Origin of the sequence: Streptomyces sp. NPDC005202, from assembly GCF_040608235.1 — a bacterium.
Classification (GTDB): domain Bacteria; phylum Actinomycetota; class Actinomycetes; order Streptomycetales; family Streptomycetaceae; genus Streptomyces.
In genome coordinates, this window is sequence record NZ_JBEXHW010000003.1 from 143743 (window position 1) to 170242 (window position 26500).

The 26500-nt window shown below is 73.3% G+C and carries 25 protein-coding genes and 4 pseudogenes; 11 read left to right on the forward strand and 18 right to left on the reverse strand.

From position 1 onward, the window contains the following. Positions 1-125: 125 nt before the first annotated feature. From ABZV31_RS07305 to ABZV31_RS07315, 3 genes are all read right to left on the reverse strand, one after another. On the reverse strand, positions 126-698 hold the full coding sequence (locus ABZV31_RS07305) for a hypothetical protein (RefSeq protein WP_355889373.1): 573 nt from the start codon (positions 696-698) through the stop codon (positions 126-128). Between the two features lie 194 nt (positions 699-892). After that, positions 893-1720, reverse strand: a complete 828-nt coding sequence (locus tag ABZV31_RS07310; protein ID WP_355889376.1) for an MIP/aquaporin family protein — start codon at positions 1718-1720, stop codon at positions 893-895. 156 nt (positions 1721-1876) lie between these two features. Then, the gene (locus ABZV31_RS07315; protein ID WP_355889379.1) at positions 1877-2251 is read right to left on the reverse strand and encodes a hypothetical protein; all 375 of its coding nucleotides are present in this window, start codon (positions 2249-2251) and stop codon (positions 1877-1879) included. 77 nt (positions 2252-2328) lie between these two features. Here ABZV31_RS07315 and ABZV31_RS07320 point away from each other — a divergent pair, with 77 nt between their 5' ends. Further along, on the forward strand, positions 2329-2715 hold the full coding sequence (locus ABZV31_RS07320) for a luciferase family protein (protein ID WP_355889382.1): 387 nt from the start codon (positions 2329-2331) through the stop codon (positions 2713-2715). Between the two features lie 19 nt (positions 2716-2734). Here ABZV31_RS07320 and ABZV31_RS07325 read toward each other — a convergent pair whose 3' ends face one another. Next, on the reverse strand, positions 2735-3514 hold the full coding sequence (locus tag ABZV31_RS07325; RefSeq protein WP_355889384.1) for a DeoR/GlpR family DNA-binding transcription regulator: 780 nt from the start codon (positions 3512-3514) through the stop codon (positions 2735-2737). A 119-nt stretch (positions 3515-3633) separates the two neighbouring features. Here ABZV31_RS07325 and ABZV31_RS07330 point away from each other — a divergent pair, with 119 nt between their 5' ends. Next, entirely contained in the window at positions 3634-4515 is an 882-nt protein-coding gene (locus ABZV31_RS07330) for an SIS domain-containing protein (protein WP_355889387.1), read from the forward strand. Between the two features lie 59 nt (positions 4516-4574). Then, a complete protein-coding gene (locus ABZV31_RS07335) occupies positions 4575-5447 on the forward strand; it encodes a class II fructose-bisphosphate aldolase (protein WP_355889390.1) in 873 nt (290 codons plus the stop codon). Here ABZV31_RS07335 and ABZV31_RS07340 read toward each other — a convergent pair. After that, positions 5437-6582 (reverse strand): methyltransferase, encoded by a 1146-nt coding sequence (locus tag ABZV31_RS07340; RefSeq protein WP_355890062.1) that lies wholly within the window; start codon positions 6580-6582, stop codon positions 5437-5439. The two genes, ABZV31_RS07335 and ABZV31_RS07340, sit on opposite strands and share 11 nt — an antisense overlap. Positions 6583-6695: 113 nt before the next feature. Here ABZV31_RS07340 and ABZV31_RS07345 point away from each other — a divergent pair, with 113 nt between their 5' ends. From ABZV31_RS07345 to ABZV31_RS07355, 3 genes are read left to right on the forward strand one after another with little or no spacing between them, the layout of a single operon-like run. Further along, positions 6696-7418 carry an alpha-ketoglutarate-dependent dioxygenase AlkB gene (locus ABZV31_RS07345; protein WP_355889393.1) on the forward strand — a complete coding sequence of 241 codons (723 nt, stop codon included), beginning with the start codon at positions 6696-6698 and terminating at the stop codon, positions 7416-7418. A 48-nt stretch (positions 7419-7466) separates the two neighbouring features. Beyond that, positions 7467-8705, forward strand: a complete 1239-nt coding sequence (locus ABZV31_RS07350; protein ID WP_355889396.1) for an ROK family protein — start codon at positions 7467-7469, stop codon at positions 8703-8705. A 14-nt stretch (positions 8706-8719) separates the two neighbouring features. Next, on the forward strand, positions 8720-9481 hold the full coding sequence (locus tag ABZV31_RS07355; protein ID WP_355889398.1) for an NUDIX domain-containing protein: 762 nt from the start codon (positions 8720-8722) through the stop codon (positions 9479-9481). A gap of 115 nt (positions 9482-9596) precedes the next feature. Here the strand turns inward: ABZV31_RS07355 and ABZV31_RS07360 are convergent. The 5 genes and pseudogenes from ABZV31_RS07360 to ABZV31_RS07380 form a co-directional block, all read right to left on the reverse strand. Next, positions 9597-9971, reverse strand: a pseudogene (locus ABZV31_RS07360) (tautomerase family protein); the annotation flags it as partial. A 128-nt stretch (positions 9972-10099) separates the two neighbouring features. Next, positions 10100-11011 carry a phosphotriesterase gene (locus ABZV31_RS07365; RefSeq protein ID WP_355889401.1) on the reverse strand — a complete coding sequence of 304 codons (912 nt, stop codon included), beginning with the start codon at positions 11009-11011 and terminating at the stop codon, positions 10100-10102. After that, positions 11005-11583, reverse strand: a complete 579-nt coding sequence (locus ABZV31_RS07370; RefSeq protein WP_355889403.1) for a DUF4865 family protein — start codon at positions 11581-11583, stop codon at positions 11005-11007. The genes ABZV31_RS07365 and ABZV31_RS07370 overlap by 7 nt, the downstream gene beginning before the upstream one ends. 15 nt (positions 11584-11598) lie before the next feature. Then, positions 11599-11992: pseudogene (locus tag ABZV31_RS07375) on the reverse strand (cupin domain-containing protein). A 14-nt stretch (positions 11993-12006) separates the two neighbouring features. Next, entirely contained in the window at positions 12007-12567 is a 561-nt protein-coding gene (locus ABZV31_RS07380; protein WP_355889406.1) for a TetR/AcrR family transcriptional regulator, read from the reverse strand. A 187-nt stretch (positions 12568-12754) separates the two neighbouring features. Here ABZV31_RS07380 and ABZV31_RS07385 point away from each other — a divergent pair, with 187 nt between their 5' ends. The 3 genes and pseudogenes from ABZV31_RS07385 to ABZV31_RS07395 all read left to right on the forward strand — a co-directional run. Next, positions 12755-13066: an SHOCT domain-containing protein gene (locus ABZV31_RS07385; protein ID WP_355889409.1), complete on the forward strand. Its 312-nt coding sequence runs from the start codon at positions 12755-12757 to the stop codon at positions 13064-13066. Positions 13067-13122: 56 nt separating this feature from the next. Next, positions 13123-13404 (forward strand): annotated as a pseudogene (locus tag ABZV31_RS07390) (ATP-binding cassette domain-containing protein); the annotation flags it as partial. Then, positions 13404-15101, forward strand: a pseudogene (locus ABZV31_RS07395) (ABC transporter permease); the annotation flags it as partial. The pseudogenes ABZV31_RS07390 and ABZV31_RS07395, both read left to right, overlap by 1 nt. A gap of 77 nt (positions 15102-15178) precedes the next feature. Here ABZV31_RS07395 and ABZV31_RS07400 read toward each other — a convergent pair. Continuing rightward, on the reverse strand, positions 15179-15712 hold the full coding sequence (locus tag ABZV31_RS07400) for an ATP-binding protein (protein ID WP_355889412.1): 534 nt from the start codon (positions 15710-15712) through the stop codon (positions 15179-15181). A gap of 201 nt (positions 15713-15913) precedes the next feature. Next, positions 15914-16237 (reverse strand): hypothetical protein, encoded by a 324-nt coding sequence (locus ABZV31_RS07405; RefSeq protein WP_355889415.1) that lies wholly within the window; start codon positions 16235-16237, stop codon positions 15914-15916. 430 nt (positions 16238-16667) lie between these two features. Here ABZV31_RS07405 and ABZV31_RS07410 point away from each other — a divergent pair, with 430 nt between their 5' ends. Continuing rightward, positions 16668-17792: a PLP-dependent cysteine synthase family protein gene (locus ABZV31_RS07410; protein WP_355889417.1), complete on the forward strand. Its 1125-nt coding sequence runs from the start codon at positions 16668-16670 to the stop codon at positions 17790-17792. Position 17793: 1 nt separating this feature from the next. On the opposite strand, the gene ABZV31_RS07415 is transcribed toward ABZV31_RS07410, so the two are convergent. Both ABZV31_RS07415 and ABZV31_RS07420 read right to left on the reverse strand, forming a co-directional pair. Then, a complete protein-coding gene (locus ABZV31_RS07415; protein ID WP_355889420.1) occupies positions 17794-18261 on the reverse strand; it encodes an SRPBCC family protein in 468 nt (155 codons plus the stop codon). 69 nt (positions 18262-18330) lie between these two features. Next, complete coding sequence (locus ABZV31_RS07420; RefSeq protein ID WP_355889423.1) at positions 18331-19158, reverse strand: DeoR/GlpR family DNA-binding transcription regulator; 828 nt, start codon at positions 19156-19158, stop codon at positions 18331-18333. 292 nt (positions 19159-19450) lie between these two features. Here ABZV31_RS07420 and ABZV31_RS07425 point away from each other — a divergent pair, with 292 nt between their 5' ends. Further along, entirely contained in the window at positions 19451-21868 is a 2418-nt protein-coding gene (locus ABZV31_RS07425) for a hypothetical protein (protein ID WP_355889426.1), read from the forward strand. Here the strand turns inward: ABZV31_RS07425 and ABZV31_RS07430 are convergent. The 4 genes from ABZV31_RS07430 to ABZV31_RS07445 form a co-directional block, all read right to left on the reverse strand. Further along, a complete protein-coding gene (locus ABZV31_RS07430) occupies positions 21838-24276 on the reverse strand; it encodes a right-handed parallel beta-helix repeat-containing protein (RefSeq protein WP_355889429.1) in 2439 nt (812 codons plus the stop codon). The genes ABZV31_RS07425 and ABZV31_RS07430 overlap by 31 nt on opposite strands. 107 nt (positions 24277-24383) lie before the next feature. Next, on the reverse strand, positions 24384-24989 hold the full coding sequence (locus ABZV31_RS07435; RefSeq protein ID WP_355889432.1) for a hypothetical protein: 606 nt from the start codon (positions 24987-24989) through the stop codon (positions 24384-24386). 167 nt (positions 24990-25156) lie between these two features. Next, positions 25157-25981 (reverse strand): MOSC N-terminal beta barrel domain-containing protein, encoded by an 825-nt coding sequence (locus ABZV31_RS07440; protein WP_355889435.1) that lies wholly within the window; start codon positions 25979-25981, stop codon positions 25157-25159. Positions 25982-26023: 42 nt separating this feature from the next. Further along, complete coding sequence (locus ABZV31_RS07445) at positions 26024-26455, reverse strand: DUF6643 family protein (RefSeq protein ID WP_355889438.1); 432 nt, start codon at positions 26453-26455, stop codon at positions 26024-26026. Positions 26456-26500: the final 45 nt, after the last annotated feature.

Here is a 26500-nt window from a genome sequence, read left to right on the forward strand (position 1 = left end):
CGGCCCACTGGTCCATGCGGCGGTGGTCCAGCCCGGCCCGTACCAGCTTGGCGCCGCCGAGGACGGCACCGACGGTGGCCGTTCCGGCCCAGATGCTGCGTGACTTGCGCGGTCCGCGGTCGTCGTCAGCCCGTCTTGCGCCCCCACCGCGTGTCCACCCGTGCCCACTCCTCGGCCCACTGGTCCATGCGGCGGTGGTCCAGCCCGGCCCGTACCAGCTTGGCGCCGCCGAGGACGGCACCGACGGTGGCCGTTCCGGCCCAGATGCCGCCCAGGGCCGACTGGAACGCGGCGTCCGCCCGCGAGGCGGGCTGGGATGTCAGCTTCCCGTGCCCGTCCGTCCACACCGTGACGCGGCTGTCCGGCGTCGCGGCGGCCGGGACACGGGCCCGGCCCGTGTGTGTCGAGCCGTCCGGATCGGTCCAGCGCACCGTGCCCCACACCAGGGCGCTGCTCGTCGGCCGGGCGGTCCCGTGGGTCGGCTCCTGGGTGAGCACGGCGGACACCTGCCGGCTCTGGGCACGCACCCGGTCGGCGCTCTGCTGCATCGCGCCCGCCGTCAGCAGTCCCGCCAGCAGACCGCCCAGCACGGCGAGGACCGAGGCGACGAGCAGGACCCACGCCTCGACGACATCACTGGTCCGCCGCAGCGGATTGCGCCGCCACCGCCACAGCCACACTCCCGCACGACGTGTCACCCTCGACACCCCCTCGTGAGCACCGACGGTCCTTACTGCCAGTGTGCTCCCCGAAGCGATCAAAGGCTCCTGCCCGTGCAGGGGACGGACTGCCGATCCTGCCGACGGATGCGTGGCGCAGCGGCCGGAGGGCCCGCCCGACCTCGGACGAACCCAGGGACCGCGTGCCTTTCCTGTTACTTGGGCCCCTCGTATTACTTGGGCCCCTCGTCGGGCGACGGGACCCGGCCGGGTTCCTGCTCCGTCGGCGTCGCCGACAGGTACGGGCTGATCACCAGGCGGTACACGAGCGCACCGATCACGCCGCCGATCAGCGGTCCGACGATGGGCACCCAGAAGTAGAAATTGCCGTACTGGTCGCGCCAGGCGGTGCCGTACCCCGTGATGAAGCTCGCGAGACGGGGGCCGAAGTCGCGGGCCGGGTTGATGGCGTAGCCGGCGTCCGCGCCCCAGGCCATGCCGATCGCCACGACCACGAAGCCGATGATCAGCGGGGCGAGGTTGGCGCCGGGCGGGGTGTTGAGCAGGTCGGTGATGGCGAAGATCAGCAGTACCAGGATGGCGGTGCCGATGATCTGGTCGCGCAGCGCGCCCCACTCGCTGACCGGGAGGGCGCCGTTGCCGGGAAGGGTGGAGAAGACAATCTGGGTCTTGAAGGTGTGGCCGGGGTCGGTCTTGGCGAGGACCTCGGTGTAGTTCCAGCGCACCAGCAGGGCGGCCACGAACGCGCCGAGGGTCTGTGCCAGTGCGTAGGGCAGGACCTTCCGCCAGGAGAAGCCCTTGAAGCAGGCCAGCGCCACGGTCACCGCGGGATTGAGATGGGCGCCGCTGAGGCGGGCGGCGACATACACGCCGAAGGTGACGCCGAAACCCCAGGCCCAGGCGATGCTGTCGTGATTTCCGATGCCCGCGGCCACCACCTGTGCGACCACGCCGGCGCCGAAGAGGAGGAGGACCATGGTGCCCAGGAACTCGCCGGCCAGCTCGCCGATCAGTCCCCGTCTGGTCGTCTCGTTCGCCATGGGGCACCGCCTTCCACTCGTGACGAGGATGGGCGTTCTTGGTGGCGAGCGTATGGATTTGATGCTGGACGTCCAGAGGGTAAACGTCAACCGGAGCGAGGTCTCCCACCTTTCGGGCTCCTCGCATCGAGCAGGCAAAGCGGCAGGTCAGCGGCGCTACGGCAGCTCGGTGCGGTGCTTTTCGGGTGGTCGCGACAGGCAGCTTCTCCGCGCTCGCCGGCCGCAGTCCGTCCGGCCGGCGAAGCAGCGCCGGGCCGGATCGGACGACGGCACCTGGCGCGCCTCCCGGAAGCCGGCGTCGCGGGCCGGCGCCGCCATCCCGGGCGGGGCGAAGAAGCTCAGGCAAGACGTCCCGACCGCCCGCGCGCCTCGCTCCGTCGCCCGCTGCAGCGGACGCTCCTCCGGCTCGACGAGGTCCGGCTCGACGAGGTCCAGCTCGACGAGGTCCAGAGCGAACATGAACGTGGTGGCCAGGATGGAGACCGGCGCCAGGGCCGGCCTGGCGCAGCCCGGGGTGCGCGGTCGGCGCACGGCTGCGCCCGGCTACGGATCGGTTAAGGCTTGCTCACGTCTCGGTTGCCGTACGGTGAGCGCGCCATGATGGGACCATGACGTTGGCCGCGCGCGCTCTCACCCATCTGGCCACCTGGCCCGACCTGACGGGGGCGGTGCCGAGCTGCGGCACTGGGCAGGCGCTCCGTTCGGCCCACGGCGAGATCGCCCACTTCCACTCCGGCCGGGATGTCGACCTCCACCTCACCGACCGGGCCATCCGGCGCCCGGCGGGCGACCTCAGACGCTTCGCCGCCGTCCGCCTCGTGCCGGGCTCGCAGTGGGTGACGCTCCGCCTCGACGCCGACACGGACATCGATCTCCTCATGACCCTGGTGAGCGTCGCGCTCAAGGCTCATCAGGGCGGACCGGGCACCGGCACCGGCCGGGCACCCTCCTCCGGGTGCAACGACGGCCGCGGTGTGGGCTTTCTGCGCACCTGACGCGCTCCAACAGGCGCCGTCAGACGGTGACCACCCGGATGCCCGCCTCCTCGAACCGCCGCACCGTGTCCTGCCCCGCCGCCGTGTCCGTGACCAGGGTGTCCACCGACTCGGCCGCGCAGATGCGGGCGAAGGCGCGGCGGCCCAGCTTGCTGGAGTCGGCGGCGACGACGACCCGTTCTGCGCGCTCGCACAGCAGCCGGTTGATGGCGGCCTCCGCCTCGTCGTGGGCCGCGGCCCCGTGCGTGACGTCGAAGGCGACCACCCCGAGCACCGCCACGTCGATCGTGATCTGACTCAGCACCCCGTCCGCGAGCGGCCCGATGAGCTCGTACGACTGCGGGCGCGCGACCCCGCCGGTCACCACGATCTTGAACTGGGGCCGTACGGCGAGCTCGTTGGCGATGTTGAGCGCGTTCGTCACCACGGTCAGGGCCGGTGAGCCGGAGGCGAGGTCGCTGCGCACGGCCAGGGCCCGGGCCACCTCCGTGGTGGTCGTGCCGCCCGTCAGGCCCACCGCCTCGCCGGGTGCGACGAGGTCCGCCACCGCCCTGGCGATCCGCTGCTTCTCGGAGGCGCGGCGGGCCGTCTTGTAGCGCAGGGGCAGTTCGTACGACACGCCGTGCACGACCGCGCCGCCCCTGGTGCGCACCAGCATCTGCTGCTCGGCGAGCTGGTCGAAGTCGCGCCGGATCGTCGCGGCCGACACCTGCAGCTCGGCCGCCGCTTCCTCGACCTCCAGTCGGCCGCGCTCGACGAGCAGTTCCAGCAGCGCCTTCCACCGGGCGTCGCGCGACATCCGCAGCCTCCGTTCCTCGATCTGCCGCGACCCTAACGCACTCGGCACGGGGCGAAATGCTTGATTGTGCTTGAAACTCGGAGCTATCTTGCAAGAACAATCACAAGGGAGGGCACGGCATGACACATGTCGAGGACGAGCTGACCAGCCAGCCCGAGTGCTGGGCCCGCGCCGCGGCCGAGGCCGCCCGGCACGGCCGGGCGCTGCCCGAGCCGGGGGAGAGGATCGCGATCGTCGGCTGCGGCACCTCGTACTTCATGGCACAGGCGGCGGCCGCGCTGCGCGAGGGCGCGGGACAGGGCGAGACCGACGCCTTCGCCGCCTCCGAGTTCCCGTACGGCCGCTCGTACGACCGGGTCCTCGCCCTCACCCGCTCCGGCACCACCACCGAAGTGCTCGACCTGCTCGGGCAGGTGAAGGGGCGGACGCGCACGACCGCGCTCACCGCGGACCCGGACACACCCGTCATGGGAGCCGCCGACGACGTCGTCGTACTCGACTTCGCGGACGAACGCTCCGTCGTGCAGACGCGGTTCGCGACCACCGCGCTCACCCTGCTGCGCGCCCACCTCGGCCTGCACACCGACGCCGTCGTCGCCGACGCCCGCGCCGCGCTGTCCGCTCCCCTGCCCGAAGGGCTCGTCGACTGCACGCAGTTCACCTTCCTCGGGCGCGGCTGGACCGTCGGGCTCGCCAACGAGGCCGCGCTGAAGATGCGCGAGGCCTCGCTGTCCTGGACCGAGGCCTACCCGGCGATGGAGTACCGGCACGGCCCCATCAGCATCACCACCCGCTCCACGGCGACCTGGATGCTCGGCCGGGCGCCGGAGGGGCTCGCCGAACAGGTACGCGCCACGGGCGGGCTGTGGATCGAGGGCGAGCTCGACCCGCTCGCCGAACTCGTCCGCGCCCAGCGGCTCGCGGTCGCCGTCGCCGCGGCCCGCGGCCTCGACCCCGACCGGCCGCGCCACCTCACCCGCTCGGTGATCCTCGCCCCCTGACGCCCCCTGACGCCCCCTGACGCCCCCGATTCGCCCCTGACGCCCGGAAAGGACAGGCCGTGCCGCTTGCAGCCACCGGCGAGCTGGTCACCCGCGCCGCCGCCACGCGCTCCGCCGTCGCCGCCTTCAACATCATCACGCTGGAGCACATCGAGGCCGTCATCGCCGGCGCCGAGTCGGCCGGCGCACCCGTCGTCCTCCAGGTCAGCGAGAACGCGGTCAAGTTCCGCTACGGACAACTGCTGCCGCTCGCCCACGCGGCCGCCGCCGCGGCCGAACGCGCCACCGTACCCGTCGCGTTGCACCTCGACCATGTGCAGAGCGACGACCTGCTGCGCCAGGCGCCCGGCGCCGGCTTCAGCTCCGTGATGTACGACGCCTCCCACCTGCCGTACGCGGAGAACCTCGCCGCGACCAGGGCCGCCGCCGACTGGGCGCACGCTCAAGGGCTCTGGATCGAGGCCGAGTTGGGCGAGGTCGGCGGCAAGAACGGCGCGCCTCCGCTCGACGCCCACGCACCCGGCGCCCGCACCGACCCCGCCGAGGCGCAGGCGTTCGTCGCGAACTCCGGTGTGGACGCCCTCGCCGTCGCCATCGGCAACACGCACGCCATGACCGCGCGCACCGCAGCCCTCGACCACGACCTCCTCAAACGGCTCGCCGGCGCGCTGGACGTCCCGCTCGTCCTGCACGGCTCCTCCGGCGTGCCCGACGCCGAACTGACCGCGGCCGTCTCCGGCGGCATCACCAAGGTCAACGTCGGCACGGCCCTCAACATCGCCATGACCTGCGCGATCCGCGACTTCCTCGCCACCCACCCCGAGGCGGTCGACTCACGCAAGTACCTCAGCGTGGGGCGGGAGGCGATGGTGGGAGAGGTGGAGCGGCTCATGGGGGTGCTCGCGCGACCATCTCGCGCGGCTACCTCTTGACCGCCCTCAGCACCACGAACTTCGGGTCGCCGGCGACCAGGTGGCTGTTGCCGAACAGCCGGCGCAGCTTGATGTGGTAGCCCAGGTGCCGGTTGCCGATCACCCACAGCTCGCCGCCCGGGCGCAGCGCACGCCGCGCCCCGGTGAACATGCGCCACGCCGTCGCGTCCGTCGTCGCCTGGTGCGAGTGGAACGGCGGGTTGTTGAGCACCAGGTCCACGCTGCCGGCCGGCACTCCGGCCAGCCCGTCGCCGACCCGGAACTCGGCGTGCCCCGGCACACCGTTCGCCGTGTACGTCGCCTCCGCCGAGGCCACGGCCTGGAACGACTCGTCCACGAACAGCACCTCGGCCTCGGGGTTCGCCAGCCCCATGGCCGTACCCACGACGCCGTTGCCGCAGCCCAGGTCCACGACCCGACGAGCGCCGCGGCCGGCCGGCAGGTGCCGCAGGAAGAAGCGGGTGCCGATGTCGAGCCGGTCGGCGCAGAAGACGCCCGCGTGATTGACGACGGTCCGGCCGGAGACGGCGCCGATGCCGTCGGGCAGCGCGTAGCTGTACGGCCACCGGTTGGCGGGCCGCTCCAGAGACGGGTCCGGGGTGCAGAAGATCAGCCGGGCCTTCTTCCGGGCGAGCGAGGTCCGGGTCGGGCCGAGGATGCGCTCGAACAGCTGCAGCGTCGAGGTGTGGATCTCCTTGACCATGCCGGTGCCGACGACGACCGTGCCCTCGTGGACCGCGGGGGCGAGGCGCAGCAGCTGGTCCTCCAGCAGGGCGAGGCTCTTCGGCACCCGGACGAGGAGGACGTCGATGCGGTCGGGCGGCGGGTCCTGGGTGGTCAGGAGGTGTACCGTGCCGGTCTCGACGCTGTTGCGGTCGAGGTTGGCGCGGGTCGCCTCCTGCGCGAGGAACGAGTCGGTGATCTGCACCGGCCGCTGCGCCGCCAGCGCCGTGACCAGCGCGCCCCAGCGGTCCCCGACGACCACGACCGTCCCCGACAGCCCTGCTCCCTGCTCCTCCTCCCGCTCCGCGAGATGCTGGAGGAGGTACTCGTCGGAGGCGTCCCAGGCCCGCAGCCGGTCGCGCGGGTCGTCGGGGAACCGGGCCAGCTCGAGCTCGCCCCAGGGAGTCGTCATACGGTCGTTCATCGTGCGACAAGGCTAGCGGAGCCGCAGCTCAGGGCAGGTCGGGCGATGGGCGGGCTCGCTTCGCCGGGGGTGCCCGTCCCCGATGCGCGAGGATGGACGGCATGGACGCCGAGCTGTTCCCCCGGGACCGTACGGAGGTGGCTGCGGGTGCCGTGCACGTGCCGGACTGGCTGGACACGGAGCGGCAGCGTGAGCTGCTCGCGGCCTGCCGCGAGTGGGCCCGCCCGCCGGCCGGCCTGCGCACGGTGCGCACGCCTGGCGGCGGGACGATGACCGCCCGGCAGGTGTGCCTGGGCTGGCACTGGGCTCCCGTACGGAACTGCCCCACCTGTGGGCGAGCCGTACGGGACAATCCGCAGTGCCCTGGCCGGCACTGGTACCCGTACGCCTACGCCCGCACCGTCGTCGACGGCGACGGCGCCCCGGTGAAGCCGTTCCCGGCCTGGCTGGGCGAGCTGGGCCGCCGCGCGGTGACGGACGCGCTCGGTCCGCAGGCTGCCGGGTCGGCGGCGTACGACATCGCGCTGATCAACTTCTACGACCCCGACGCCCGCATGGGCATGCACCGCGACAGCGACGAGAAGTCCGACGGGCCCGTGGTGTCGCTCAGCCTCGGCGACACGTGCGTGTTCCGCTTCGGCAACACCGAGACCCGGAACCGGCCCTACACCGACGTCGAGCTGCGCAGCGGCGACCTGTTCGTGTTCGGCGGCCCGACCCGGCTCGCGTACCACGGCGTGCCGCGCGTCCACCCGGGCACCGCGCCGCCCGAGTTGGGGCTGACCGGGCGGCTGAACATCACCCTCCGGGTGAGCGGCTTCTAGTCGGCGGCGCTGGTCGCCGGACCTGTGGATCATGGGAGACTCGCCCTCATGAGCGGCAAGGCGGACCCCCGGACGGCGGGGGAAGGGACGACCTCGAGGACGCGGCTGGACCGGGGGCGCGGCGCGCTCGGGCCCGCGTTGGAGCTCGTGCACACCGGACGCGCGCCCACCCGGGCCGTGCTCACCGCCGAACTGGGAGTGACCCGGGCGACGGCCGGCGCGGTGGCCGCCGAACTGGAGGCGCTGGGCCTGATCCGGGTGGACGCCCGGCCGGGCGCCGCGGCCGGTTCCCAGGGGCGGCCCTCGCACCGGCTCGCGATCGCCGAGGACGGTCCCGTCGCCCTCGCCGCACAGGTGCACGCCGACGGGTTCCGCGCCGCCCTGGTGGGCCTCGGCGGCCGGATCGTGGCGACCGCGCCCGGCTGCGAGACCGTCGACGCCGACCCGGCCAAGGTGCTCGGCTCCGTCGTCGAGGCCGGCGCCGACCTGCTGCGCACGACCGGGCGGCGCTGCGTGGGCGCCGGGCTGGCCGTGCCGTCCGCGGTCGCCGAGCCGGAGGGCCTGGCCCTGAACCCGCTCCACCTGGCCTGGCCCGCGGGAGCGCCCGTCCGCCGGATCTTCGCGGAGTGCGTGCGCGCCGCCGGAATCAGCGGACCGGCGTTCGCGGCCAACGACGTCAACCTCGCGGCGCTCGCCGAGCACCGGCACGGCGCGGGCCGCGGCGCCCGTGACCTGCTGTGCGTGGCCACCGGGCACAGGGGCGTGGGCGGCGCACTGGTGCTGGACGGGCGGCTGCACACGGGCAGTTCGGGCCTGGCGCTCGAGGTCGGCCACCTCACGGTCAACCCCGAGGGCCGCCCCTGCCACTGCGGCAGCCGCGGCTGCCTCGACGTCGAGGCCGACCCGCTGGCCTTTCTCACCGCCGCGGGCCGCGATCCGGGCCCCGAGGTGTCGCTGCTGCAGCAGGCCAACGACCTCGTCCGCAACCACTACGACGACCCGGCCGTCCGCACGGCCGTCGAGGCCCTCATCGACCGCCTGGGCCTGGGCCTGGCCGGCCTGGTGAACATCCTCAACCCGGACCGGATCATCCTCGGCGGACTGCACCGCACCCTGCTCGACGCCGACCCGGACCGACTGCGCGCGGTCGTCGCCGACCGCAGCCTGTGGGGCCAGAGCGGCGGCGTCCCCATCCTGCCCTGCACACTCGATCACAACAGCCTGGTCGGCGCGGCCGAGTTGGCCTGGCAGCCAGTACTGGACGACCCACTGGCCGCGCTGACGTGAGCGCCGGTCCGCCGGTGTCCGCAGCCCTGCCCCGGCCGCCGGCCGTAGAGCTTCTGGAGGCCGACCGGCTCCGTCTGACCGAGACGGCCCTACCGCCGTTGCCGTTTGCGGAGCGGCTGGCCAGGGACCGGGTGTGGGACGCGGCGGTCCGGGCCGACCCCGCACTCTTCGACGGGCCGGTGGTGGTCTGTGCGGAGCTGGAGCGGGAGGGGCCGCGGTGCATCGCCGTCTCCTGGGCGAGGACGACCTACCGGCACTTCGCCCTGCGCCGGGTTCCCGGCGCCACCGCATGGCTGCCGTCGCTGTTCGTCGCGGTGGTGCAGCCGACGGACGACGGACGCCTGTTGGTGGGGCGGATGTCGGCGGCGACCGCCGCCCCCGGCCGCTGGCAGCTGCCCGGCGGATCCGTCGAACCGCCGGACGACCACGGGCCGCTCGACCTGCCGGCGCTGCGCCGGAACGCCGTGCGCGAGCTCGTGGAGGAGACCGGTGTCGACACCCCGCCGGACGAGCTGGGCCTGTGGCTTCTCACCCGCGGGGAGAACGGCAACATCGGTGTCCTCTTCCGCGCTCCGCGCCGGCCGGCGGACCTGCTGTACGCCCGCTACGCGGATCTCGTGTCCGCGGAGACGGCACGGGGCCGTACGCCCGAACTGGACCGGATCGCCCTGGTAGGCAGCCCGGAGGGGATGTCGGGCCTGGGCCCGACACACGTGGACTACCTGCGGCCGGTCGTCCGCCGCTGGGCGGGGGCGGAGCTCACGCCATGGGCCTGAGCAGTGAGGCTCCACAGTGGGACTTGGCTGGGGCGACCGCATTCCGGCCGTCGGTGGACGTCTCCGTGGCCCGGCGGACCGCCGGGTGCGATGCGGGTGCGTCGGGGCAGAGGAGGTACTGCGCCAGCCCTTCGCCCAGCGACCAGTCTGCCGACTCGTTCTCGGTGACGGTGACGAACACGTTGCGCGGCTCGGTCCCCGCGTACGCGTGGGCGAGCTCGGCGATCCGCCGGTACAGCGCCTGCTTCTGGGCGGGCGTACGCCCGGAGCGCATGGTGATCGCCACGTACACGATGCCCTCGTCGCGGTGCACCCCGAGGTAGTCGTCGTGGCGCAGGGTGCTGCGGGTGCCGTCGTGGCCGGTCAGGACCTGGAAGCGGTCGTCGGGCGGGATGCCGAGCGTCTCGACCAGGGCGTCGTGCACGGCACGGCCGAGCGCGTCGAGGCGGTCGCTGCCGGTCCCCAGCGCGTCGATTCGGACGAAGGGCATGGGCGTTGTGTGTCCTTTCACGCGGTTGCGGGGCGGCGGGGCCTCGGCACCGGTTCGCCGCCTCAGTTGGGCCAGATGTGCTCCTGGGACAGATGTGCTGCGATCGGGCGACGCGCGGAGGTCGGCGCTCAGCGCCAGTCGACGGCGTAGGCCTGTCCGGGGTTGGCCGTCAGGATGCGCGCCACCAGGTCCGTACCCAGTTCGGCCTCCAGCCGCGGCCGCACCCGGCGCAGCAGATACGGCATCCCGGGCCCGCCGTCGACCGACCGCGCCCCGGCGACCACGGTGTCGCCGCCGAGCAGCAGCCGGTGGCCGAACCCGGCCTCGGCCAGGGCCCGTACGGCGTCTGGCATGCGCCAGTCGGTGGCGTGGTGGGCCCGCGACGGACCGTCGAACGCCAGGTAGCAGCCGGCCTCCGCCGCCTGGCGCTGCACCACGAGGTCGGGGGAGCGGTTGAGGTGTCCGAGGATCACCCGATACGGCGGCACCCCCAACTCGCCGCACAGCAGGTCGAGTACGTCGAGGGCGCCCGTGCCCATCTCCAGGTGGACGGCGACGGGCGCGCCGGTCGCGCGGTGGGCCTCGGCCGCGGCGGTCATCGTCCAGCGGGCGTGCGCGTCGAGGGCGTGGAAGCCGCCCGCCACCTTGACGAGCCCGGCGCGGACGCCCGAGGTACCGATGCCCTGCGTCAGTTCGGAGACGAAGACGTCGGCGAGCCTGCCGCGCAGCTCCTCGAGCAACTCCGGGGCGTAGTGGGCGGCTTGGTGCAGCCCCGTCGCGCACACCACGTGCACCCCGGCGGCCCGGGACACCAGCGGCAGGTCGGCGGCCCGCCGCCCCAGTCCGTACGGCGTCCACTGCACCACGCTCGTCCCGCCCGCCGCACGGAACGCGGCCAGTTCGGCCCGTGCGGCGGACGCGTCGTCGAGCTCCTGGCCGGGCAGTTGCCGGCTCCGGAAGAACAGGTGGTCGTGGGCGTCGGTCACGCCCAGCTCCTCGGGTCGGATGTCGCCGAGGACCGTCCGGACCGTGCTCACCACTGCCGCCCTCGCGGCAGCGCCTTCCGCCCGGGTGCGGACATGAGCAGGACCTGGAACACCTCGCCCTCGGACTTCGGCGTGTCGTGGTCCCAGAGCGAGAAGTGCACGAGCTCCCAGCGGCGGGTGTCCACGGCGGCCGCCGCGAGCACCGCCCCGTCCTGAGCGGCCAGCCGCGCGGTCTCGCGCACCGCGTCCTCGGCGACTTCGGACAACTCCACCCCGTCCGGGACGGTTTGCCGACGCCGTACGGCGGCGGGGGAGTCCGCGGCGACGCCCTCCTCGTACGCCAGGCCGGTCCACTGCCGCACCTCGGGCCGCCCGAAGTCGTCGACGAGTCCCTGGAAGGCGCCTCCCCAGAGGAAGGAGTTCATGCCCTCCACGGTGTTCCACAGGTAGAACGGCCCGTACTGGTTGACCGGCGAACCGTGCACGCCGCGCTCGCGCATCAGGTACGTCTTGAAGCCGAGGCCGGCCCAGTCGTCGAGCAGCTGCCCGACGCGGGCCACGCGGCCGCGGATGATGTCCATGTCGTAATCGGTGGGGAGGGTCAGCTCGTACTGCATGGCGTGCATCGTGAGGGTCCTTCCTCAGGCCGGGTAGTCGTCGTCCGCGTGCGTGTCCCACTCGGTGGTCGTGCCGTCCTTCGCGGCCTCGACGACCGCGAGTGCGTCATGAAGGTGCGCGGTGCGGCGCCGTGCCAGTGCCACTCGTCCGGTTCGGTCCACACCGTGTCGCCCGCGCGGATCGCTTCCACCTCACCGCCCTTGCGCTGCACCAGCCCCTCGCCCTGAAGGACGTGCAGGACCTGGCCGTGCGGGTGCCGGTGCCGGGCGGTGTGGGCGCCGGGTGCGAAGTGGACGTTGACCATCCGCAGCCGGGAGGGGGACGCAGGCGCTGCGATCTCGTCCAGCCACACCGTGCCGGTGAAGTTCTCCGCGCCGGGCCCTGCTGGGTGCCGGGGCGCTGCCTGGTGAGGTGCACGTACGCCAACTCCTTCAGTTCTGCGGGGCGAGCAGCGACAGCAGCCCCCTGACGCCGGCGTCGAAGGCGGCGGGGGAGCCCGAGGCCCGGGCAAGGACGTAGCCGCCCTGCACGGTCGCGAGGATCGTCGCCGCGATCTCCTCGCCGTCCAGCGAGGGTGCGAACTGGCCCTGCTCCTTGCCCTCCTCGACGATTCCGGCGAGCAGCTCGCGGATCCGGTCGAGCGTCTCGTCGACCGGCGCGCGCAGCTCGTCGCTGGCGACGACGTCCGGGTCCATCGTCAGCCGGCCGACCGGGCAGCCGCGCAGCACGTCGCGCTCGCGCCGCAGATACGCCTCGATGCGCTCGTAGGGTGTGCCCGGGCCGCCCAGTACTCCCTCGGCGGTAGCCCGCAGCTCCTCGGCGGTCCGCCGGATCGCCGCCAGCGCCAGGTCCGGCTTGCCCTTGAAGTGGTGGTACATGCTGCCCTGTCCGGCGCCCGCCCGCTCCAGGATCGCCCTGGGGCTGGTGCCCACGTAGCCGCGCTCCCACAGCAGTTCGCGGGTGGACTCGATCAATCGCTCCGGGGTGCTCATGCCGTCACTGTACATACTAGTAGGTACAGAAGTCGAGGCCCCGAGGAGCAGCCGCACCCCGCCCTCGTACTCCCCGGGAGGTACGCGCACTGCCGCTGGCCGTACGACGACCCGGACCCCTCCCCGGCGCCACTCTCGAGGCACCACCGGAGAACCTCTCCGAAGCCCTCTAGGGAGATGAACCAAGATGCAGACCCTGGCGAACTGGGACGGCGGCCCCGGGCCGTGGATCCTCTTCTTCCCGCTGATCTGGGCGGCGGTGGTCGTCGGCGCCGTCACCGTCCTGCGCCGCACCGCCTGGCGCGGCCGCGGAGGACCCTGGCGCGGCAGGGACGGGGGACCCTGGAGCGGTATGGACGGGCGTCCGGCAGGCGACTCGCCCCTCGCCGTCCTCGGCCGCCGCTTCGCCTCCGGCGAGATCGACGAGGACGAGTACTGGCGCCGGCTGTCCGTGCTGGAGGAGCAGTTCGGCCGCACGGGCAAGGGCGGTGCCGTATGAGCTCCCGCCCGTCGCCCACCACCACCCCGAACGAGGCGCTTCGCGCCGCCCCTTCGATGACCGCCACCCGCACGGCCGCCCGGGTCGTCGACGCCGTGAAGGTCTACGGCGGCGGCGACACCGCCGTCAGGGCCCTGGACGGGGTGAGCGTCGGCTTTCCGGCCGGCCGCTTCACCGCGATCATGGGGCCCTCGGGCTCCGGCAAGTCCACCCTGATGCACTGCGCGGCCGGACTCGACACGCTCACCTCGGGTGCCGCTTACATCGGCGACACCGAGCTGAGCAGCCTAGACGACCGCCGACTGACCCTGCTGCGCCGCGACCGGGTCGGCTTCGTCACAACACCTTCGCGATCGTCGTGGCGCAGCGCACCCGCGAGAACGCCCTGCTGCGCGCCCTCGGCGCCTCCCGCCGCCAGGTGACCGTGTCGACCCTGGTCGAGGCGAGCGCCGTCGCCGTGACCGCGTCCGCCGCAGGGCTCGCGGGCGGCATCGGGATCGCCGCCGGGCTGCAGGCGCTGTTCCCGGCCATCGGATTCCCGTTCCCCGACGGCAGTCTGGTCATCACGACCCTGTCGATGGCGCTGCCGCCGGCGGTCGGCGTCGTCGTCTGCCTGGGCTCCGCCCTGATGCCCGCCGTTCGGGCCGGCCGCACCGCACCGCTGGCCGCGCTGCGCGAGACGGCCGTCGACTCCTCGGGCGCCTCCCGCCTGCGCGCGGTCGCCGGCACCGGCCTCGCCGCGGCGGCCGTAGCGGTGACGCTCACGGGCGTCCTGGTCTCCCCGTCGGTGTGGCTGGCCGGACTCGGCGCCGTGCTGGCCCTGGTCACCTTCGTGGTCCTCGGCCCGGTCGCCTCCTCCATGGCCGTACGGATCCTCGGCAGCCCCCTCGACCGGCTCCGCGGCGTCACCGGCGCCCTCGCCCGGCGCAACGCGCTGCGCAGCCCGAAGCGCACCGCCGCGACCGCGAGCGCGCTGATGATCGGCGTCGCCGTCGTGTCCCTGTTCACGGTCTTCGGCGCCTCGCTCAAGGCCACCATGGACCAGACGGTGTCCCGTTCCTTCGCGGGCGACCTCGCCGTCAGCACGCCGTCCTTCGGCGCGGGCGGCAGCGGGCTGAGCCCAAGGCTCGCCGGAGCCCTGCAGAAGCTGCCCGAGGTGGACACCGCCGTGGGACTCGGCCGGGGCGTCGCCGAAGTCGACGGCAGGGGACGGGCCCTGACCGTCACCGACCCGAAGGCGCTCGCCCGCACCTTCGACCTCGGAACGGTGCAGGGCTCCCTGCGCGCCCTCGGCACCGACGGCATCGCCGTCACCAGGGCGGAGGCCGACAAGCAGGGCCTCACCACGGGTGACAGGACGCAGCTGACCTTCATCGACGGCAAGAAGGAGACGTTCACGGTCCGCGCGGTCTACGGCCGGTCCGAACTCGTCGGCGACTACGTCATCACCCGCGCCGCCTGGGTCCCGCACCGCACCCAGGACTCCGACACGCTCGTCGCCGTCTCCTTCAAGGACGGTGTGAACACGGACGTGGGCAGGGCCGCGGTGCAGAAGGTCGCCGCCCGGTACGGCAATCCGCAGGTGCAGACCCGCCACGAGTACGCGCAGTCCTCGGCCGGCGGCATCGACATGATGCTCACGCTCGTCTACGCGCTGCTCGCCCTCGCCGTCCTCATCGCGCTGCTCGGCATCGCCAACACCCTCACGCTGGCCATCCACGAACGCACCCGCGAGCTGGGCCTGCTCAGGGCCGTCGGCCAGACCCGGCCCCAGCTGCGGGCCATGGTCCGCTGGGAGTCGGTCCTGGTCGCCGCCTTCGGCACGGTCGGCGGGCTCGCCCTCGGCGCCTTCCTCGGCTGGGTGCTGGTGAAGGCCTCCGACGGCGCGAGCGACACCGCGTTCGCCTTTGCGATGCCGCCTGCGCAGCTCGTGGTGGTGGCGCTGGTGGGCATCGCGGCCGGAGCCCTCGCGGGCCTGCGCCCGGCCCGGCGCGCGGCCCGCCTGGACGTGTTGCGGGCCATTGCCACCGAGTGACCCCGCGGGCATTGCCACCGAGTGACCCCGCGGGCCATCGCCACTGAGTGACCCACGCGGGTCCGGTCACCGCCCGGTCAGCCGGCAACGGCGGACCGGGCGGGAGCGTGCGCGGGCCGGGCCCCGTCGAGCGCAGGCTCGACCTCCGCGAACCGGCGCGCGGGCTTCTCCCCGGCCGTCAGGCGCGGCACCCGTGCCGGTGCCGCCACCGCGGCCGCAGGGGTCGGGAGGGTGAACCAGACGACCTTGCCCTTGTCGCCGTCCGGTCGCACGCCCCAGCTCTCACTCATCGCGGCGACCATCGCCAGCCCACGACCGCCGATGGCGAGCGGCTCCACGTCCTCCACCACGGGCAGGCGCGGATCGTGGTCGCGCACCGAGACCGTGAGCCGGTCGAGCAGGAGCTCGATCTCGACGGTGCACAACTTGTCGGGCTCGGCGTGCTGGTGGACGTTGGTCAACAGCTCCGTCACACCGAGCGCGGCCCGGTCTATCAGAGGGGCAAGATGCCAGTAGCGCAACTGCGCCGATACGATTCTGCGGACCTGGCCGATCCGCGACGGCAGGGCTTGGAGCTCCACCGTGCAGTGCCTGCTTGGGTGACTGATCACGGCTGCGACTCCCCGACGTTGAGGTCCGGAAGAACACGAAGTTTCGGATCCAGCAGGACGCCTGCGTGACACTGCCGCCTGCTGTCGTGGCCGGCGGGCTGGTTCGCAGCGTTATCGCCGGTAAACCCAGAGTGACGTGAGACCAGCGTGACGCAAGGGGTGAAGTCCCGCAACTCGCGGCCATGGACGTCTTGCGGCCGCTCAGCCGCCGCGTCCCGCCGCCCTGCGGACGGCCTCGATGAACCGGCGTGCCGCGGGTGGCCCCGGCTCGCCGGGGGCGGGGTCGTGATCGCCCAGGGTCAGCAGGTACCGCTTGCCGTTGAGGTCGGCGAGTGCTCGGTCGTCCGGAGCGAACCAGGGCTTCGACGCGCGCACCGCCTGCACCGGCGCGCTGTCGATCTCACTGCCGTAACTGGTGAGCAACTCCAGCCTGCCGTCGCTGATCCGGACCTGGCCGGCCCGGGTGAGCGAGCGCAGCCGCTTGTCGATCCGCACGCCCGTGGCCGTGAACTCCGGTTCCGCCATCCTTCCCCGCCCCCTCGTGCGCCTCGCTGGTCCTGGGGTCCTGCCTGGTCGACGAGCCGGCCCGTCGTTCGTGATCCCGTGTGCGCCCCCGTCCGGGACCCGGGGTCCTGTCGTCGGCTGGGTCCTGTCGTCGGATTCCCGCCTGCCCGGTGGCGTCCGGCCCAGTCCCGTCCGGTGTAGTCTGCCCGCCCTCGGCGCGGAGCACCAGTACGCACGGCGCGCTCGCGACCGGCGCCCGGAGTACTCGCGCGAATGCGCCCCCCACCGGTTCGCGCACCCTGCCTCGGGGCGCCGGCGTCCCCGCCCCAGGAGTGTCTTTGGGGCGCTCAAAGATGCGTTTATGCAGGTGAGAAGCGTCCTGAAGGTGTCTATCATCGAGGGGGTCCGGCCGCGCGAAGCGCCGTCGGCGCCCAGCGTAAGGAGTCCCGCCGTGAGCACCACCCAGCAGCGCCGGACCGGCGAAACCCTCGACGTCGACCGCAGCGAGGCCGGCTACCGCGACTGGCTGAAAGAGGCGGTCCGCAAGGTCCAGGCCGACGCCAACCGCTCGGCCGACACGCACCTGCTCCGTTTCCCGCTGCCCGAGCAGTGGGGCATCGACCTGTACCTGAAGGACGAGTCGACCCACCCGACCGGGAGCCTCAAGCACCGTCTGGCGCGTTCGCTGTTCCTCTACGGCCTGTGCAACGGCTGGATCCGGCCGGGCCGCCCGGTGATCGAGGCGTCCAGCGGTTCGACGGCCGTGTCCGAGGCGTACTTCGCGAAGCTGATCGGCGTGCCCTTCATCGCGGTCATGCCGCGCACGACGAGCGCCGAGAAGTGCCGCCTGATCGAATTCCACGGCGGCCAGTGCCACTTCGTGGACGACCCGCGCACGATGTACGAGGAGTCCGCACGGCTCGCGGTGGAGACCGGCGGCCACTACATGGACCAGTTCACCTACGCGGAACGGGCCACGGACTGGCGTGGCAACAACAACATCGCCGAATCCATCTTCCGCCAGCTGGAGTTGGAGCGCTTCCCGGAGCCGGCGTGGATCGTCGCCACCGCGGGCACCGGCGGCACCTCCGCGACCATCGCGCGCTACGTCCACTACATGCAGTTCGACACCCGCGTCTGCGTCGCCGACCCGGACAACTCGTGCTTCTTCGAAGGTTGGACCACCGGCGATTGGGACGTCACCTGCGACTGCGGCTCGCGCATCGAGGGCATCGGGCGGCCGCGCATGGAACCCAGCTTCGTGCCCGACGCCATCGACCGGATGATGAAGGTGCCGGACGCGGCCAGCGTGGCCGCCGTCCGCGCCCTGGAGCAGGCCATCGGCCGGAAGGCGGGCGGTTCGACCGGCACGGGGCTGTGGAGCGCCCTGAAGATCGTCGCCGGGATGGTGGCGGAGGGGCGGCGGGGCAGCGTGGTGACGCTGCTGTGCGACCCGGGCGACCGCTATCTCGACAAGTACTACTCGGACGCGTGGCTGGCCGGACAGGGCCTGGACATCGCGCCGTACACGGCGGCGATCGAGTCGTTCCTGGCGACGGGCGTGTGGCCGGACTGAGTCAGGCGGTCGCCAGTCGCCGGTCCAGGGACGTCACGGCGTCCCGGAAGGCGCGCCCGAGGCCCGCCCGGGCCAGGGTGAGCACCAGCCGGAACGGTGCCGCCCCGTCGGCGGCGAAGGTCCACTGCACCCGGGTGCCAGCGCCTGCCGGGGAGAGCCGCCACTCCTCGGCCCAGGCCCGGGCCCCCGGCGTGTTCGTCACCTCGATGCGGTAGGCGTAGACCTCGGGTTCCTTGGCCATCAGGACCGTCTCCTGGAATCGCGCACCGCCCCTGAGCCGGATCTCGCGTCCGTTGTCGGTCGGCCGCGCGAACGTCACCGCCGAGAACCACTCGGTCCAGCCGGGCACGTCCTCGGCGAGTGCGCGGAAGACGCGATCGGGGGGAGCGGAGATCTCCCGAGCGAAGACCAGGCGGACGGGCGCGGTCTCGACGAAGTCGATTCCCACCGGGCGCAGACGGCGAGCCATGGACGAAACCCCCTTGTGGCATCCCCGCAGGGCGGTTGACCGGGCATCGTCACCTTAGCTGACGGCCCCTCAGGTGTCTGCCCGGTGCTCGGACTCGCCCGCCACCACCAGCCGCAGGTGCTCCGCGATCTCCGCCCGCGGCTCGGCCGGCAGCCCCGCGTCTGTCACGAGCGTGTCCACCTGCTCCAGCGCGGCGAACGAACTCAGGCCCACCACGCCCCACTTGGTGTGGTCGGCCACCACGACGACCCGCCGCGCCGACTGCACCAGCCGCCGGTTGGTCTCGGCCTCCGCGAGGTTCGGCGTCGACAGGCCGGCCTCGACGGATATCCCGTGTACGCCGAGGAACAGCACGTCGAAGTGGAGTGCGGCGATGGCCCGGTCGGCCACCGGCCCCACCAGCGAATCGGACGGGGTGCGCACCCCGCCGGTCAGCACCACGGTCGCCGCGCCCTGCCGCTGACCGGAGGTGCGCTGCGCCGCGTGGAAGACGTCCGCCACGCGCACCGAGTTGGTGACCACCGTCAGATCCGGCACGTCCAGCAGGTGATGGGCCAGCGCGTACGTCGTCGTACCGCCCGAGAGCGCGATCGCGGTGCCCGGCGCGACCAGCTGGGCCGCCGCCCGGGCGATGTCCTCCTTGGCGGTCAGCTCCAGCCCCGACTTGGCCTCGAAGCCCGGCTCGTGCGTGCTCGCCTCCACGACCGGGACCGCGCCCCCGTGCACCTTTTCGAGGACGCCCTGGCGGGCCAGCGCGTCCAGGTCGCGGCGGACCGTCATGTCCGACACGCCGAGCTTCCGGGTCAGCTCGTTGACCCGGACACCGCCGCGGCGCCGGACCTCGTCCAGGATCAGGGCGCGCCGCTGCTCCGCGAGGAGGTTCTGATTCTCACTCACGTGTGCTCCGGTTCCTTTCGCCTCAAGCCGTCCGACTCGCCGTGCGCACCCGCTCCGACGAGGAGGTTCGTCACGTCTCCCGGTGCGCGGACGTCCCATCCTTTCACGGGTCGCCATCCGTCGCGCCATCGCCCGCCCCGACGCGCACATGTCACTCACGCCTCAATCGTGCGACGGCTGTCACCCAGATCGGGGAGATTCCGTGACGTGGGGTGTGCCGCGCGCCGTCAGCGGAGATCCTGGTGCCCGCACGGACACAGGCCGACGGCGCGTCACGGGGGAAGTGCGAACAGTGGAACGTGCGCAGCAGCGTGCCGCGAGAGGCGGGGCGGACGGCCCCGCTCCGCGGCCCGAACCGACCGGTGCCGCTCTGGAACTCCTGGTCCACGGAGTCGGCGGCACCACACCCGAGAAGATGCTGGACGATCCGCGCACCGTGCGGATCACCGGTGACGACACGGCGGCCGTCTTCCGGCGCGCCGACGACGTCGACGCGGAGGCCCGGCCCGAGGAGCACCGCGGCAGACCGGTGCCCGAGGCGTACGTCTGGTGCAACCTCACCTCCGGCAACGGCACCCGGGCGCTGTGGCTGTTGCTGCTGCCCTTCATGGTGGTCAACCTCGCCCACTGGATGCGCCCCACCGCACGCGGCCGCACCCGGACGGTCCGCCTGTACGGGCTGCTCGTGCGGCTCGCGGGCCTCACCCTGACGGTGCTGCTCGTCGCGGCCGCCTGCGAGGTCGCCCTCGATCTCGTGGCCTGGCAGTGCGCGGGCACACGCGCGTGTGCCGCACGGCACTCCTGGCTGGGCTTCCTGTCACCCGCCGGCGGCGGCTGGTGGAGCGCACCCGGCCGCCGACTCGCCGTCGCGGCCCTGGTGCCCACGGCCCTCACCGGACTGCTCTGGTACCTGTCCCACCGCACCTGGAGCGCCTACGAGTCCCAGCAGCCGATGTCCCGGACGCCCGAGCCCGAGGAGGAGACCGGCCGCACCTCCCTGGGCCGGTCCGGTTTCTGGTACGGCCGCCGCCTGGTGGCACGGCTGCGCGCCGCCCACACCGCCGCTGGACTGCTCACGGTTGCCGCGGCGGTCGCCGCGCCGACGGCGCACTTCGACCGCCGCCGCGGCGGGCCCGCGGCCCTCGGCACGCTGGGGTGGCTGCTCCAGGCGGCCCTCGTGGCCGGAGCGGTCGTCGTGGTGTGGGTGGTCTGCCGCCGGGGCCGCAGCGAGCACCGACTCGACCAGCAACTGGACCGGCACCTCGTACGACGGCTGCCGCTCGGCGCCCTCCTTCTGCTGCTGCTCGCCGCGCTGTACGCGGGCTGGTCGCGCCCCGGGTGGCATGCGGCCGGGCGGCTGCCGGGCGACGCGACCTTCGGCGGCATCGCCCTGGTGCAGGGCCTGCTGGTCATCGCCCTCGGCGTCGCCGCGCACGCGCTGCACCGCACCCTCCCCCGAGCCCTCGACTCCGCTCGAGCAGAGGGCACCCCCATCGACCCACGCGCCGCACTGCGCGGCCTGGGCGGACCCGCGGTCGCGATGCTGGCCTGCGCGCTCGGCGGTGTGATGTCAGGCGGGGTGTCCCAGCGCGTGGCCGACTGGCTGGACGGCACCGGCACGTCCATCGCCGGCCCGCCGGTCCTGCTCACCTGGCAGGCGTCCGCGATCCCGCCGCTGCTCGTGGTGCTGCTGGTGCTCTGCGGGCGACTCGCCGGGCGGACCTGGCGGCTGGCCCGCGCCGAGCGTGCCGCGGTGGAGCCGGACTACCCGGGCGAGCCGACGGACCCGGAGCGCACCCGCCGGATCGCGAGGACGCGCGCGATGGCGACGCTCACCGACGACGGTCCCCTCGTCGTCGGCGTCACCTCCGCCGCCACCCTCCTGCTGGGCGCCGCGGCGCTCGTGGGCGCCCTGGGCAGCGCCAAGACCCCGGTCCGGGCCGCCGAGGGGACGTACCCCGTCGTCCAGGGTGCGGCCGAGACCGCGCAGGCCCTCGGCTCCTGGCTGACAGGGCTCGGCTTCCTCCTCTTCGTCACCTGGGGCCGGCGCGCCTACAAGGACGCCTCCGCCCGGCGCACGATCGGCATCCTGTGGGACGTCGGCACCTTCTGGCCGCGCGCCGCCCACCCCTTCGCCCCGCCCTGCTATGCCGAACGCGCGGTGCCCGACCTCACCTGGCGGATGGCGACCTGGACCCGTGCCACGGGTGGGCGGCTCGTCCTTTCGGGGCACTCCCAGGGCAGCGTGCTCGCGGCCGCCGCGGCCTGGCAGCTCACCCCCTCGGTGCGCAAACGGGTCGCGCTGCTGACGTACGGCTCCCCACTCGAGCGCCTCTACGGCCGCTGGTTCCCCGCCCACTTCGGGCCGGCCGCCCTCGGCGCCCTGCACCACGACGTCGACTGCTGGCGCAACCTCTACCGGCTCACCGACCCCATCGGCGGCCCGGTCCGGCTGCCCGGCGACTGCGGACCCGAGGTGGACCGCGCCCCGCTCAAGGACCCGCCGGCCTACGGCCGTACCGCGCGGCATCCGCTGCCCGCCCCGATCCTCGGCCACTCCGACTACCAGGCGGACCCGGCCTTCGCCGAGGAACGACAGCGGCTCCTGTCCCGGCTGCGCCCGGAGGTGCCCACGCCGCGCCACCGGGGCGCACCACCCATGGGTCCCGACGGCGAGCCTCAGGGCAGCTCGGGCAGGTCCTCGGCGTAGAGCAGCGTCAGATCGTCCGTGCTCGGATCGTCGAGCTGGGCGACCCGGCCCGCGTGGCGCTCCACCATCGCCTCGAAGGTCTGGCGCGCGGTGCGGCCGTTGCCGAACGCGGGGCCCTTCGGGATCGCCGTGAAGTACTTCAGCAGGGCCTCCGCCGCCCCCGGCGCCAGCCGGTACTCGTGCTCCTCGGCCTGCTGCTCCACGATCCGCAGCAGCTCCTCGGGGCCGTAGTCGCTGAAGGTGATGGTCCGTGAGAAGCGGGAGGCCACACCCGGGTTGACGGAAAGGAAGCGCTCCATCTCGGCCGTGTAGCCGGCGACGATCACCACCACCGCGTCCCGGTGGTCCTCCATCAGCTTCACCAGCGTGTCGATGGCCTCCTTGCCGAAGTCACGACCCGCGTCCTGGGGCGAGAGCGCGTATGCCTCGTCGATGAACAGCACGCCGCCGCGCGCCCGCTCGAACGCCTCCTGGGTGCGGATCGCGGTCGAGCCGATGTGCTCGCCGACCAGGTCGACGCGGGACACCTCGACCAGGTGGCCCTTCTCCAGGACGCCGAGGGAGGCGAGGATCTCGCCGTACAGGCGGGCGACGGTCGTCTTGCCGGTGCCGGGCGAGCCCGTGAAGACCAGATGGCGCTTGACGGAGGCCGCCTTCAGGCCGGCCTGCCGGCGGCGCCGGCCCACCTCGATCATGTCGGTGAGGGCGCGTACCTCGCGCTTGACGCTCTCCAGGCCCACCAGCGCGTCGAGTTCGCCGAGCACGTCCTTCGCGGTCCGGGTGGGTTTCTCCGGCTCCGGGACGGTCACCAGGGGCTCCTGCTCGGTGGTGCGCTGTCCGGGGATCGTGCCCAGCAGACCGGGTGGGGGACTCACCGTCTGAACGGCCGTCTCCCGCGCCGTGGGCGGGCGCACGCCCCCGCTCTCGTCGCTGGTGCAGTCCTCGACCACGGGGCCCGCCCCGGCCCCGGCGTCCGGCCCGCCGTCCGCGAACTCGTACCCGCCGCGCGCACACCGCTCCGTACGGCACTTCCTCAGCGTCGCACGGCAGCCGTCGATCACGTGGAAGCCGTAGCCCCCGCTGCCCGTCACCCGGCAGCCCAGGAAATTGCCGCGGCCCCCGGCCGACACGTAGAAGCCGGCCTCAGCGGGGGAGACGACCGTGCAGCGCTCGATGGTGGGGTCGGCGCCCTTGGTGACGATGACGCCGGTCTGCGTGCCGTCCAGGGTGCAGTTGTTGAGCGTGCCGCCGCTGCCGTGGTCCCGGAACCAGGCGCCCGTCGCCGCGTCCTTGATCCGGCAGTCGTCGAGCTGCGCGGTGGCCCCGTCGCTCACCGACACGGCGGTGTTGCGCACTTGGGACAGGTCGCTGTCGACGACGTCCGCGCGCGAGCCGCGGTCCAGGACGAACAGCGCGTCCGGCACGTCGTGCACCCGGCAGGAGTCGAGTACCGCGGTCGCGCCGTCGCTGACCCACACCGCGGGGTAGTCGCCGGTGCTGTCGAAGATCTCGCACTGGTTGGCGTCCACGCGCGTGCCCGGGTCCCACACCGACAGGCCGTTGCGCCCGAACTGACGCACCGTCGTCCGGGTCAGTGTCAGCACGGAACGCGAGCGCAGGTCCACCGCGTTCTCCGGGATGTCGTGGATGCGGCAGTCGGCGAGGGTCACCACGGCGTCCGTGTCGAGGGTGACTCCGTCCGCGGTGGTGCGGTGCACGTCGCAGTCGGTGAGGTGCGCGGTGGCCCGTCCGGTGACCTGGACGCCGCTGCCCCGGACCTCGTAGACCTCGCAACCCACCGCCTCCAGGGCGGAGTTGTCTCCGGTCGCGGTGAGGCCGGCGCCGGAGGTGTGGTGCACGCGGCAGCGCTCCAGCCGGGGGTGGGCGCCGCCGCGGACGGCCACGCCCGACTGGCCGGCCGCGACGACCTCGCACTCCTCGAACACCCCGCCGCCGCCGTCGAGTACGGCGATGCCGATGCCGGCCGGGTTGTCGACCGTGCAGCGCCGCACGGTGGGCCGGGCGCCGCCGCGTACCTCGAGGCCCGCCGCGGACCGGGTCACGATCCGCACGTCCCTCAGCTCCGGCGCGCCCTCCTCGACCAGCAGCGCCGGCGCGGCCGCGTCCTGTCCCTCCACGTGCAGGTCCTGGACCACCGCCGACGCGCGCACCGTCAGCGGCACCCCGTCCACGGGCGCGATGCGCACCGAGCCGGGGGAGCCCTCGGGGCCGCGCAGGGTCACCGCACGCTGGACGACGAGGTTTTCGCGGTAGGTGCCCGGGGCGACGGTGAGGACGTCACCGTCCACGGCGGCCTCCAGGGCGGCGGCGAGCGATGCGTACTCACCCGTGCGGCGCCGCCACCGCGATGTGCCGGTGTGCGTCACCTGGACCGTGCCCTGTGCCATGGCGTTGCTGTGCCCCCACCTCGTCGTACGCGGATTGTTGCCGAATGCGTCGGCCGGTCCACCGTAGCGTGCGCGGGGACGGTCGGTTGACCAGAGCCGGAAGGTCGTCAGCTGCCGGTGCCGGTGCGGCCCCAGTCCGGACCTGCACGGTCCCAGGCCTGGTCCCAGCGCGCGTACCGGCGGCGGACCAGGTGCCAGACGATCAGCCGGCGTATGCCCTCCACGAGGCCCGCGGTCAGCATGGCCGCGCCGAATCCGGCCAGCACGGCATGGGTCGTGGCCGTGGTGGAGTCCAGGGGACGGGTGACTGGGCGGCCGTGCCGGTCCGTCCACAGCGGGAAGTGGTCGCCGGGCTGCGGGGACTTGAGACTCGCCGTCACCGGGCCGTGCTGCCGGGTGCCGTCCGGGGCCGTCCAGTCGGCGACGACACGGCTGCCAACGTCCCGTCCCGAGGATGTCTCCGGATCCGGCTCCAGCGCGACCTGGTCCAGTTTCCTCACCACGGTGGCCGTCACCAGATGCCGGGCCTGGCGCTGGTCCCGCACGGACTGCTGCAGGGCGTCCTGGGCGACGGAACCGACGACCGAGCCGACCACGGGCGCCGCGACCAGGGTGAGCAGCAGGGTCACCAGGGCCACCCAGGACTCGACCAGATCGGTCGTGCGGCGCAGCGGATTGTTCCGCCAGCGCCAGAGTCCGCTGATTGCGCGCACCGTCCCGCACCCCCTTCCGCTCCGTGATAGCCCCCGGCGGAGCCGCTCACCCGCGGACCCGGTCAAAGAGAGAGCGAAATCACCTCTGACCGGGGCCTCTCATGAACTTCTCACGAAATCCCAACGACCGGGCCCCGGCTCCGGGTTCCCCGTGCGAGCCCCGGGGATCACTCGAGGATCGTGACGGGGTCACCGAGCCGGATCGTGCCGGTCGACTCCGGTACGAGGTTCTGCCCGAAGACCAGTTGGCTGCCGAAGCGGCGGTGGCGGCCCAGGGTGCGCAGAGGCTCCTTGCCGCGCTCGGCGGTGGCCTGGTCGGTCGTGGTCACCACGCATCGGCCGCACATCTTGGCGACCCGGAAGGTGACCTCGCCGATCGCGACGCGCGACCAGTCGTCCTCGGCCCAGGCGGGGGTGCCGGCCACGACCACGTTCGGCCGGAAACGGTTCATGGGCAACGGGCCCTCGTCGGCATGGTCGCCCTCGGCGATCAGCGAGTTGAGGGAGTCGAGCGAGGCATCCGAGGTGAGCAGCAGGGGAAAGCCGTCGGCGAAGCTGACCGTCTCGCCCGGCAGGGCGTAGTCCGGGTCGACGGGCCGGCGCGTGGCGGGGTCGTCCATGTGCACGAGGCGGACGTCCGCGCCGAGATGACCGCTGCACCAGGCGTGCGCGGTGTCGTCGGCCGGGACGGCCTCCACCTTGGTGCCGAAGATGTCCAGCGTCATCGTGCCGCCCGGCTGCGGGACGGGCACGGTGATCGGGTCGCGCCCGGGTGCGGTCAGCCGAACGCCGCCGCCGGGCCCGGGCTCGGCGGCGGCCAACGCGAGGCGTGGCTGCTGGCGTTGCGTGACGACCTTTCCCCCGTCGTCGATCAGCACCCAGCGCCGGTCCCCGGCCAGCCCCCAGGGTTCCACTGCGGCCTCCCGGGGCGTGATGCCCCGGAACGCCTTGACCGGGTAGAGGTGGATCGACCGCAGCTCCGCATTCCCCATGACGTCATCCTGCCAGGCGGCACGGACAGTCAGGGGGGCGGATCAGTAGCCGCGGTACTGCTGGTTGTTGTACGGGTCCTGATACGGCGCCGGACCGGGCCGGGGAGCCGCGGGGCGCATCGCCTCGTAGCCGGTGCCGTTCGCCATCGGGCGCGGCGGCTGCGGCTGCTGCGGGCCGGGGTACCCGCGCGGTGCGGAGGCCTGTTGCGGGATGTACGCCGTGGGGGCCTGCTGCAGCGGGGCGGGCTGCGGCGTCTGCGGGTAGCCGTAGGAGGGCTGGGACGGGGCCGCCGGGAGGGCGGGCAGCGCCGACGGAAGCGCGGGCAGGTGGCTTCCCGTGTCGTACGGTGCGGGGACCCGGATCGGGGCGATCTGGGGGGTGCCCCGCTCGGCCACGAGCGAGTCGTAGATCGGGGTGTCCGGGAAGGAGGCGGAGTAGTAGCCGCCGCCATAAGTGGAGCGGGGGGAGGTCATGGCACCTAAGTTAAGCCCACGATGTGCTGGTTGGGGAGACCGATA

What these genes read in the sequence shown, in the direction of transcription:
- ABZV31_RS07380 (WP_355889406.1), bottom strand. Translation starts at nt 12,567, where the DNA reads ATGAGCACCCCGGAGCGATTGATCGAGTCCACCCGCGAACTGCTGTGG.
- ABZV31_RS07340 (WP_355890062.1), bottom strand. Translation starts at nt 6,582, where the DNA reads ATGACGACTCCCTGGGGCGAGCTCGAGCTGGCCCGGTTCCCCGACGAC.
- ABZV31_RS07370 (WP_355889403.1), bottom strand. Translation starts at nt 11,583, where the DNA reads ATGCACGCCATGCAGTACGAGCTGACCCTCCCCACCGATTACGACATG.
- ABZV31_RS07330 (WP_355889387.1), top strand. Translation starts at nt 3,634, where the DNA reads ATGACACATGTCGAGGACGAGCTGACCAGCCAGCCCGAGTGCTGGGCC.
- ABZV31_RS07430 (WP_355889429.1), bottom strand. Translation starts at nt 24,276, where the DNA reads ATGGCACAGGGCACGGTCCAGGTGACGCACACCGGCACATCGCGGTGG.
- ABZV31_RS07350 (WP_355889396.1), top strand. Translation starts at nt 7,467, where the DNA reads ATGAGCGGCAAGGCGGACCCCCGGACGGCGGGGGAAGGGACGACCTCG.
- ABZV31_RS07405 (WP_355889415.1), bottom strand. Translation starts at nt 16,237, where the DNA reads ATGGCGGAACCGGAGTTCACGGCCACGGGCGTGCGGATCGACAAGCGG.
- ABZV31_RS07385 (WP_355889409.1), top strand. Translation starts at nt 12,755, where the DNA reads ATGCAGACCCTGGCGAACTGGGACGGCGGCCCCGGGCCGTGGATCCTC.
- ABZV31_RS07445 (WP_355889438.1), bottom strand. Translation starts at nt 26,455, where the DNA reads ATGACCTCCCCCCGCTCCACTTATGGCGGCGGCTACTACTCCGCCTCC.
- ABZV31_RS07415 (WP_355889420.1), bottom strand. Translation starts at nt 18,261, where the DNA reads ATGGCTCGCCGTCTGCGCCCGGTGGGAATCGACTTCGTCGAGACCGCG.
- ABZV31_RS07440 (WP_355889435.1), bottom strand. Translation starts at nt 25,981, where the DNA reads ATGGGGAATGCGGAGCTGCGGTCGATCCACCTCTACCCGGTCAAGGCG.
- ABZV31_RS07345 (WP_355889393.1), top strand. Translation starts at nt 6,696, where the DNA reads ATGGACGCCGAGCTGTTCCCCCGGGACCGTACGGAGGTGGCTGCGGGT.
- ABZV31_RS07320 (WP_355889382.1), top strand. Translation starts at nt 2,329, where the DNA reads ATGACGTTGGCCGCGCGCGCTCTCACCCATCTGGCCACCTGGCCCGAC.
- ABZV31_RS07310 (WP_355889376.1), bottom strand. Translation starts at nt 1,720, where the DNA reads ATGGCGAACGAGACGACCAGACGGGGACTGATCGGCGAGCTGGCCGGC.
- ABZV31_RS07325 (WP_355889384.1), bottom strand. Translation starts at nt 3,514, where the DNA reads ATGTCGCGCGACGCCCGGTGGAAGGCGCTGCTGGAACTGCTCGTCGAG.